The organism is Roseovarius sp. (genome assembly GCF_018066915.1).
In the GTDB taxonomy this organism is placed as follows: Bacteria; Pseudomonadota; Alphaproteobacteria; order Rhodobacterales; family Rhodobacteraceae; genus Roseovarius.
Genome location: NZ_JAGPVV010000208.1, coordinates 1 through 8,813 on the forward strand (window position 1 = coordinate 1; position 8,813 = coordinate 8,813).

An 8,813-nucleotide genomic window follows, 5' to 3' on the forward strand; every position below is an offset into this window, starting at 1 on the left:
CGACGCTTGTGGCCGAGCTTTTGGTCAAGGGCGGGATTGATCCGACGGTCGTCAACGGCGGCATCATTCACGCCTATGGCAGCAATGCGCGGATGGGGCAAGGCGAGTGGATGGTGGTCGAGGCCGACGAGAGCGATGGCACGTTCAACCGTCTGCCCGCGACCATCGCCATCGTGACCAATATCGACCCCGAGCATATGGAGCATTGGGGAAATATCGAGCGGCTGCGGCAGGGGTTCTACGACTTTGTCAGCAATATTCCCTTTTACGGGCTGGCGGTCTGTTGCACCGACCACCCCGAGGTTCAGGCGCTTGTGGGCCGCATCACCGACCGCCGTGTCACGACCTACGGTTTCAATGCGCAGGCCGATGTGCGGGCGGTCAACCTGCACTACGAAAAGGGTGTCGCGCATTTCGATGTGGCGCTTCAGGCCGAGGGGCGGGTGATCGAAGGCTGCACTCTGCCGATGCCCGGCGACCACAATGTCAGCAATGCGCTCAGCGCGGTGGCAGTGGCACGCCATCTTGGCATGAAAGCTGATGAAATTCGTGCGGCTCTGGCCAGTTTCGGTGGCGTCAACCGGCGCTTTACCCGTGTGGGTGAGGTGAACGGCGTGACGATCATCGACGATTACGGCCATCACCCGGTCGAGATTGCGGCCGTGCTGCGCGCAGCGCGGCAGGCCACGACGGGGCGGGTGATCGCGGTGCATCAGCCGCATCGCTACACCCGCCTGTCCAATCTCTTTGATGATTTCTGCGGCTGTTTCAACGAGGCCGATGTTGTGGCTATCGCCGATGTCTACGCAGCGGGCGAAGACCCCATTCCGGGGGCAAGCCGTGATGATCTGGTGGCGGGGCTCATCCGCCACGGCCACAGGCACGCCCGCGCCATCCGCGACGAGGATGATCTGGAACGGTTGGTGCGCGAACAGGCCGGGCCGGGGGATATGGTGGTCTGCCTCGGGGCAGGCACGATCAGCGCCTGGGCCAACGGGCTACCAGCGCGGCTCAAGGGATAGGTATGGCCGACATCCTCAAACGCCGGATCGGTCTGGGATTGCTGACCGCTTATGGTGTGGGGGTGATTGTCGGGGCCGGGATTTACGTGCTTGTGGGCGCTGTGGCCGCCGAGGCCGGGGTCTGGGCCCCGTTGGCATTCGTCCTGGCGGGTGCCATCGCGGCCCCCACAGCGCTAAGCTATGCCGAATTTTCCACCCGCCTGCCCGAAGCGGCGGGTGAGGCCGCCTTTGTCGCCAACGGATTGCAGGCACCTTGGCTGGGCACGCTGGTGGGGCTGGTGATCGTGCTGGCCGGGGCGGTTTCGGCGGCAGCGGTGCTGCGCGGCGGGGTTGGCTATCTCGGGGCTGTGACAGGATGGCCTGCGGGCCCAAGCGTGATCGTGATCGGTGCTCTCTTGGCGGCGGTGGCCGTGGTTGGTGTCTTGGAAAGCCTCGCATTGGCCGCGGTCTTTACGGTGGTCGAGGTGATCGGGCTGCTTTTGGTAGTCTATGCAGGGTTCACCGCCGCTCCCGTGGTCGATTTCCAGTTCCCGCAAGAGATTGTCTGGTCAGGTGTCAGCGCCGGGGCGGTGCTGGCCTTCTTCGCCTTTATCGGCTTTGAGGATATCGTCAACATGGCAGAAGAGGTGCGCGAGCCAGAGCGCACCCTGCCACGCGCGATCCTGCTCTCGCTCGTGATCGCGAGCCTGCTTTATGCGTTGGTCAGTTGGGCGGCGGTGCGCACGGTCCCGATTGATCGGCTGGGTGCGAGTGAGCAACCGCTCGCCCTCGTCTGGCAGATGTCGCAAGGCGGTAACGCCGCGTTCCTGTCGCTGATTGCGGTGGTGGCGGCGCTGAACGGCGTGTTGGCGCAGATCGTGATGGCAAGCCGGGTTCTGTTCGGTCTCGGGCGGCGCAGCCCGTGGCTGGCGGGGTTTCACCATGCCCATCCCCGTTTTGGCACGCCGGTGCGTGCGACGCTTCTGGTTGGGGTGGTGGTCATCGTCGGGGCCTTGGCCTTGCCCATAGCGGATCTGGCGGGGTTCACGTCGGTCTTGCTGCTGGCGGTTTTCGTGTTGGTCAATGGCGCGCTCATCGCGATCAAGCGGCGCGCGCCAGAGGCGGCATTTCGGGTGCCGATGGCGGTGCCTGTCTTTGGATTGGTGGTGGCCTTGGCCGCCCTTGTGGCAAGCCTTGGAGGGTTGGGATGACACTGTCTTTGGTTCTGGCCTGTCTCTGGGCGGTCGCAGCAAATGTTCTGGCGATGCTGCCAAGCCGTAACAACTACTGGCGGCGGGCCTATGGGCTTATGGCGCTTGGCGTGCCGATCCTTGGCTTTGTCACCTGGCAGAATGGTCCTTGGATCGGTCTTTTGGTCATGGTGGCAGGGATGAGCGTGCTGCGGTGGCCGGTGATCTATTTCGGGCGCTGGATGCGGCGGAAACTCGGGTAGGAAGACGTCCGGGGCTTTACCTTGGGCACGGCAGAGGGCAGAACCGCCATCATGATGACTATGCCACAAACGCGGGGCGCATTGACCCCGAACAGGCCCTTGGCCGATCTGACCTGGTTGCGCGTGGGCGGACCGGCGGACTGGTTGTTTCAGCCGGCGGATCTGGAGGATCTCACGGGGTTTCTGGCTGGGCTTGATCCTGCTGTGCCGGTCTTTCCCATGGGTGTCGGCAGCAATCTGATTGTGCGCGATGGTGGCCTGCATGCGGTGGTGATCCGGCTCGGGCGCGGGTTCAACAGCATCCGCGTCGAGGGGTGCCGCGTCATCGCCGGGGCCGCGGCCCTAGATGCGCATGTGGCGCGCCGGGCGGCCGAGGTGGGGGTGGACCTCACGTTCCTGCGCACCATTCCGGGCAGCATCGGCGGCGCGGTGCGGATGAACGCGGGCTGTTATGGGGCCTATGTGGCGGATCATCTGGTCGAGGCGCGGGCCGTAGCGCGCAGCGGCGAGGTCGTGACGCTCTCGCCTGATACGCTGCAATTCGCCTATCGGCACAGCGCCTTGCCCGACGGCTGGGTGATCTTTGAGGCGACCTTTGAAGGGGTGCCGGGTGATCCGGCAACACTCGACGCCAAGATGGCGGACCAGATCGCCAAGCGCGATGCCACACAGCCCACCAGAGAGCGCAGCGCGGGCAGCACATTCCGCAATCCTTCGGGGTTTTCCTCGACCGGGCGGGCGGATGACGTGCATGATCTCAAGGCGTGGAAGGTGATCGACGAGGCGGGATTGCGCGGCGCACGGCGTGGCGGCGCACAAATGAGCGAGATGCACCCCAATTTCCTGATCAACACGGGCGGAGCCACGGCCGCCGATCTTGAAGGTCTGGGCGACGATGTGCGAAAAAAGGTTTTTCAAATGCGTGGAATAGAGTTAGAGTGGGAAATCATGAGGGTCGGCGAAACGGCTCCGGGCGCAAGCTCTCAGGCAGACTAACAAAAACAATACGACAACAGGGCCGGAACACCGGTCCGGGACATTGAGGCACATGGTGGTTGGTTCGAGCAGAACAACCCCGACAGTGGCGGTGATCATGGGCGGCCCCTCGGCGGAGAGGGACGTGTCGCTCTCTTCAGGGCGTGAGTGCGCCGTCGCGTTGCGGGAAGCAGGGTTTGAGGTGGTCGAGGTGGATGCCGCGACCGACCTCTGCGCGCGTTTACAAGAGATAAAGCCGGACGTGGTATTCAATGCCCTGCATGGGCGTTGGGGTGAGGATGGGTGTGTGCAGGGGATGCTGGAATGGATGCACCTTCCCTATACCCATTCGGGGGTGCTGTCCTCGGCGCTTGCCATGGACAAGGAACGCACCAAGGCGGCCTATCGCACGGCTGGTCTGCCGGTGGTCGAAAGCATGCTGGCGCGTCGTGACGAGGTGCGCATGCGGCACGTGATGCCGCCGCCCTATGTGGTCAAGCCCTACAATGAAGGCTCCTCCGTGGGTGTCTATCTGGTCGAGGCCGGGGCCAATCGGCCGCCTGCGCTCTCGGATGACATGCCCGAGGTGGTGATGGTCGAGACCTATGCGCCGGGGCGTGAACTCACGACAACGGTGATCGGCGACCGGGCGCTTACGGTTACGGATATTCTGACCGATGGCTGGTATGACTATGATGCCAAATACAAGCCCGGTGGCTCGCGCCATGTGGTGCCCGCCGAGGTGCCGCAAGAGATTTTTGACGCCTGTCTCGATTATGCGCTGCGCGCGCATGTGGTTCTGGGCTGTCGCGGGGTCAGCCGCACCGACTTCCGCTGGGACGAGGCGCGCGGTCTTGACGGGCTGATCCTGCTGGAAACCAACACGCAGCCGGGGATGACGCCAACGTCGCTGGTGCCGGAACAGGCGCAGGCGCTTGGCATTTCCTTTCCGGATCTCTGTCGCTGGATGGTGGAGGATGCGTCATGCAACCGGTGATCCCACGCGCTGATCCTGCGCCCTCGCGCATGTCCTACCGCATGCAGCGCCTGATGCTGACGCCGCTCTATCGGCGGCTGATCCGGTTTGGTCTGCCGATGCTGGTGGTGACGGCGATTGTGGGCGGTTATCTGAGCAGCGAGGCGCGACGCACGGCCTTGGTCGAGCAGTTTGCCGAAATCCGTCACCAGATCGAAACGCGCCCCGAATTCATGGTCAACCTTCTGTCGGTCGAAGGGGCCAGCACCAGCGTGCAAGAGGATATCCGAGAGATATTCCCCTATGACCTGCCAGCAAGTTCGTTTGATCTGGTGCTCGACGATATCCGCGTGATGATCGAAGAGCTGCCCGCCGTGGCCCGCGCCGAGGTGCGTATTCGGCAAGGTGGCGTGTTGGTGGCCGAAATCACCGAACGGGTGCCGGTCGCGCTCTGGAAAACGCGCGATGCGCTCAATGTGATCGACATCGAGGGGCAGGTGATCGGTGTGGTCAAGGCCCGCGCCGAGCGCGCCGACCTGCCCGTGGTGGCGGGCGATGGCGCGCCGGAACAGGTGGCCGAGGCAATCGACATCCTGAGGGCGGCGACACCCTTGGGCATGGACCTGCGCGGTCTCGTGCGGATGGGCGAGCGACGCTGGGATCTGGTGCTGGCGGATGGCAAGCGCATCCTCTTGCCCGAGAGCGGGGCGGTGCGCGCGCTCGAGCGGGTGATCGTGCTGCACGGCGCGCAGGACATGCTGGGCCGCGATCTGGCCTTGGTCGACATGCGCATCGCGGCGCGCCCGACGATCCGCCTTAATGAGAACGCCATGGAAGACTGGTGGACGATAACGCAGATGAGTTTGGGGACGAACTGAACCATGATCGAGCTCTACGAATCCCAACGGGCGATGCGCCACATGCGCAAGGCGGCCATGCAGCGCGGAGTTGTCGCTGTGCTGGACGTCGGCACGTCCAAGATCGCCTGTCTGGTGCTGCGCTTTGACGGCACCGAACGGCTGCACGAGGCCGAGGGCATTGGCCGCATGGCCGGGCAGGCCGGCTTCCGGGTGATCGGCGCGGCCACGACACGCTCGCGCGGGGTGCGCTTTGGCGAGATCGACGCCATGGCCGAAACCGAGCGCGCCATTCGCACCGCCGTCCAGGCGGCGCAAAAGATGGCCAATATCCGGGTTGATCACGTCATTGCCTGTTTTTCGGGCGCAGGGCCGCGCAGCTATGGCTTGGCGGGTCAGGTCGAGCTTGAGGGCCACACCGTCAGCGAGCAGGACATCAGTCGCGTGCTCAGCGCCTGCGATGTGCCGGATTTCGGCGAGGGGCGCGAGGTGCTGCACGCGCAGCCGGTCAATTTCGCCTTGGATCACCGCAGCGGTCTGATTGATCCGCGCGGCCAGATGGGGCAGGTCCTTGCAACCGACATGCATATGCTGACGGTCGATGGTGCGGCGATCCAGAACCTCGCCTATTGCGTCAAGCGATGTGATCTCGAACTGGCCGGGGTGGCCAGCTCTGCCTATGTGTCAGGCATCGCGGCCTTGGTCGAGGACGAGCAGGAACTGGGTGCGGCCTGTATTGATCTGGGCGGTGGCACCTCTGGCGTCTCGATTTTTATCAAGAAGCACATGATCTATGCCGACTCTGTGCGCATGGGCGGCGATCACGTGACCAATGACATCTCGATGGGGTTGCAGGTGCCACAGGCCACCGCCGAGCGGATCAAGACATTCTACGGTGGCGTCGTGGCCACCGGCATGGATGACCGCGAGATGATCGAGATCGGCGGCGACACCGGCGATTACGAGCATGACCGCCGCCGCGTGAGCCGGGCCGAACTTATCGGTATCATGCGCCCGAGGGTCGAGGAAATTCTCGAAGAGGTGCGCGCGCGGCTTGATGCGGCAGGGTTCGATCATCTGCCCAGCCAACAGATCGTTTTGACTGGCGGCGGCAGCCAGATCCCCGGTCTTGACGGGCTGGCGAGCAAGATTTTGGGACAGCAGGTGCGGCTTGGGCGGCCCCTCCGGGTGCATGGTCTCCCACAGGCGGCGACAGGTGCCGGTTTTGCCAGTGCCGTAGGCATGTGCCTCTTTGCTGCGAACCCGCAGGACGAATGGTGGGATTTCGAGATTCCCGTCGATCGCTATCCGGCGCGGTCGCTCAAGCGGGCGATGAAATGGTTTCGGGACAACTGGTGATCGCAAGATATGGCGTCATCGGCGAAATCCCGCGAAAAAGACCAGAAATAAGGCCATATTTAGTGGTCAAAACGTGTTTTTTAGGTGACGATTAGGCCAACCATCGGTAAGAATGGACCTAATCAGGCGGAAAACAGCCCGCGAATGTGGGCATCAGGACAGGCGGACAAGCTATGACACTCAACCTCACTATGCCCGGACATGACGAGCTGAAGCCCCGTATCACCGTTTTCGGTGTGGGCGGGGCGGGTGGCAACGCCGTGAACAACATGATCGAAAAGCGTCTCGATGGTGTGGATTTCGTGGTGGCCAACACCGATGCGCAGGCCCTGAGCCAGAGCAATGCCGAAAACCGCATCCAATTGGGCGTCAAGGTGACGGAAGGTCTTGGCGCAGGCGCACGGGCCTCTGTCGGGGCTGCCGCCGCCGAAGAGAGCATCGAGCAGATCGTCGATCATCTGGCGGGGGCGCATATGTGCTTTATCACCGCGGGCATGGGTGGGGGCACTGGGACGGGTGCAGCCCCGATCATCGCGCAGGCCGCGCGCGAATTGGGTGTGCTGACGGTGGGTGTTGTCACCAAACCGTTCCAGTTCGAGGGCGCCAAGCGGATGCGTCAGGCCGAAGAAGGCGTTGAGGCGCTGCAAAAGATGGTCGATACGCTGATCATCATCCCCAACCAGAACCTGTTCCGTCTGGCCAACGAAAAGACGACCTTCACCGAGGCGTTCAGCATGGCCGACGACGTGCTCTATCAGGGCGTCAAGGGTGTCACGGACCTGATGGTGCGCCCCGGCCTCATCAACCTCGATTTTGCCGATGTGCGCGCCGTGATGGACGAGATGGGCAAGGCGATGATGGGCACCGGCGAGGATAGCGGCGAAGACCGCGCCATTCAGGCCGCCGAAAAGGCGATTGCCAACCCGCTCTTGGATGAGATCAGCCTGCGTGGCGCCAAGGGTGTTCTTATCAACATCACCGGTGGCCATGACCTCACGCTGTTCGAGTTGGACGAGGCCGCCAACCGTATCCGCGAGGAAGTGGACCCGGATGCCAATATCATCGTGGGCTCGACCCTCGATCCGTCGATGGAAGGCTCGATCCGCGTCAGCGTTGTGGCAACGGGCATCGACGTGAGCCAAGTGGCCGCCGATCTGCCGGTGCCGCGCCGCTCGATGGCGCAGCCGCTCAAGCAGCACGTCAGCGCCGAGCCCGCCCCTGTGGCCAAGCCGGAGCCCGCGCCGGTCGCCGCCCGTGTGGCCGAGCCCGAGCCCTCGCTCTTTGCCGCGATGGAGACGCAGCGCGCAGCAGCCCAAGATCAGATGGAGGACATCTTTGAAGAGGAAGTCGCAGAAGACGATCTGCCGCCGCCCGCCTATCAGCCCCGCGTCGAGGAATTCGCGCGCAACACCTATGACGACGAGGAAGAGCTGGACGCCTATGTCGCCCCGCGCGCCCCAGCCCCCGGCACCCCGTCGCCTGAGGCGCTGCAGCGTTTGCAGGCAGCCGTCGGTCGCGCCCCGGTGCAGCCGCAACAGCGCCGCCCCGAACCCGAGGCGCGCGTTGCAGAAGAGCGCCCGCGCTTTGGCATCAACTCGCTGATCAACCGCATGACCGGCCATTCCGCCGAGACCGAGCGCGCCGCGCAGCCTGCAGCACGCCCGTCCCGGCAACAGCCGACCATGGGCGGCGCACAACCGCAGCAGGCCCCGGCGCGCGCCCATGACGAGGACGAGCAGATCGAGATCCCGGCCTTCTTGCGGCGTCAGGCGAACTGAAAGTCATCTTGAACCCAATGAAAAAGCCGCCCTTTGAGGCGGCTTTTTTGTTGTGTCACGTGGCGAAATCTTTGCTCACATCCGCAGCAGGATCTTGCCGTGATGTTCGCCCGCTTCCATCAGCCGATGGGCCTCTGCCGCCTCTTCCATGGGCAGGATGCGGTGTGTCACAGGCCGCAGCTTGCCGGTGCCAAAGAGAGGCCAGACAGTTTCGTGCAGCGCCTCGGCCACTTGCGTCTTGAACGCTTCGGGGCGCGAGCGCAGGGTAGAGCCGGTATAGCTGAGGCGCTTGAGCATCACGGGCATGAGATCAATCTCGACCTTAGAGCCCATGTTGAAAGCAAGCTGAATGATCCGCGCATCATGGCGCGCGGCCTTGATGTTGCGCGCCACGTAATCACCACCGATGATGTC

At 63.7% G+C, this 8,813-nt stretch carries 9 protein-coding genes; 8 read left to right on the forward strand and 1 reads right to left on the reverse strand.

Going from position 1 to position 8,813, the window contains the following annotated elements; all coding sequences use genetic code 11:
• The 8 genes from murC to ftsZ form a co-directional block, all read left to right on the forward strand.
• Positions 1-1,022, forward strand: a 1,022-nt coding sequence (gene murC / locus KBT70_RS11585) for a UDP-N-acetylmuramate--L-alanine ligase (protein ID WP_296633261.1), incomplete at its 5' end; no start/stop codon positions are given.
• A gap of 2 nt (positions 1,023-1,024) precedes the next feature.
• A complete protein-coding gene (locus KBT70_RS11590; protein ID WP_296633263.1) occupies positions 1,025-2,212 on the forward strand; it encodes an amino acid permease in 1,188 nt (395 codons plus the stop codon).
• A complete protein-coding gene (locus tag KBT70_RS11595) occupies positions 2,209-2,454 on the forward strand; it encodes a DUF2484 family protein (protein ID WP_296633265.1) in 246 nt (81 codons plus the stop codon). Before KBT70_RS11590 ends, KBT70_RS11595 begins: the two co-directional genes overlap by 4 nt.
• Before the next feature lie 51 nt (positions 2,455-2,505).
• Positions 2,506-3,450 (forward strand): UDP-N-acetylmuramate dehydrogenase, encoded by a 945-nt coding sequence (murB, locus tag KBT70_RS11600; protein WP_296633268.1) that lies wholly within the window; start codon positions 2,506-2,508, stop codon positions 3,448-3,450.
• A 97-nt stretch (positions 3,451-3,547) separates the two neighbouring features.
• The gene (locus tag KBT70_RS11605; RefSeq protein ID WP_296633277.1) at positions 3,548-4,426 is read left to right on the forward strand and encodes a D-alanine--D-alanine ligase; all 879 of its coding nucleotides are present in this window, start codon (positions 3,548-3,550) and stop codon (positions 4,424-4,426) included.
• Complete coding sequence (locus KBT70_RS11610) at positions 4,414-5,283, forward strand: cell division protein FtsQ/DivIB (RefSeq protein ID WP_296633270.1); 870 nt, start codon at positions 4,414-4,416, stop codon at positions 5,281-5,283. The genes KBT70_RS11605 and KBT70_RS11610 overlap by 13 nt, the downstream gene beginning before the upstream one ends.
• Before the next feature lie 3 nt (positions 5,284-5,286).
• Positions 5,287-6,621 carry a cell division protein FtsA gene (ftsA, locus tag KBT70_RS11615; RefSeq protein WP_296633272.1) on the forward strand — a complete coding sequence of 445 codons (1,335 nt, stop codon included), beginning with the start codon at positions 5,287-5,289 and terminating at the stop codon, positions 6,619-6,621.
• A gap of 173 nt (positions 6,622-6,794) precedes the next feature.
• A complete protein-coding gene (gene ftsZ, locus KBT70_RS11620; RefSeq protein ID WP_296633274.1) occupies positions 6,795-8,399 on the forward strand; it encodes a cell division protein FtsZ in 1,605 nt (534 codons plus the stop codon).
• 75 nt (positions 8,400-8,474) lie between these two features.
• Here the strand turns inward: ftsZ and KBT70_RS11625 are convergent.
• Positions 8,475-8,813 (reverse strand): zinc-binding dehydrogenase (locus KBT70_RS11625; RefSeq protein WP_296633276.1); only part of this gene is annotated, 339 nt, incomplete at its 5' end.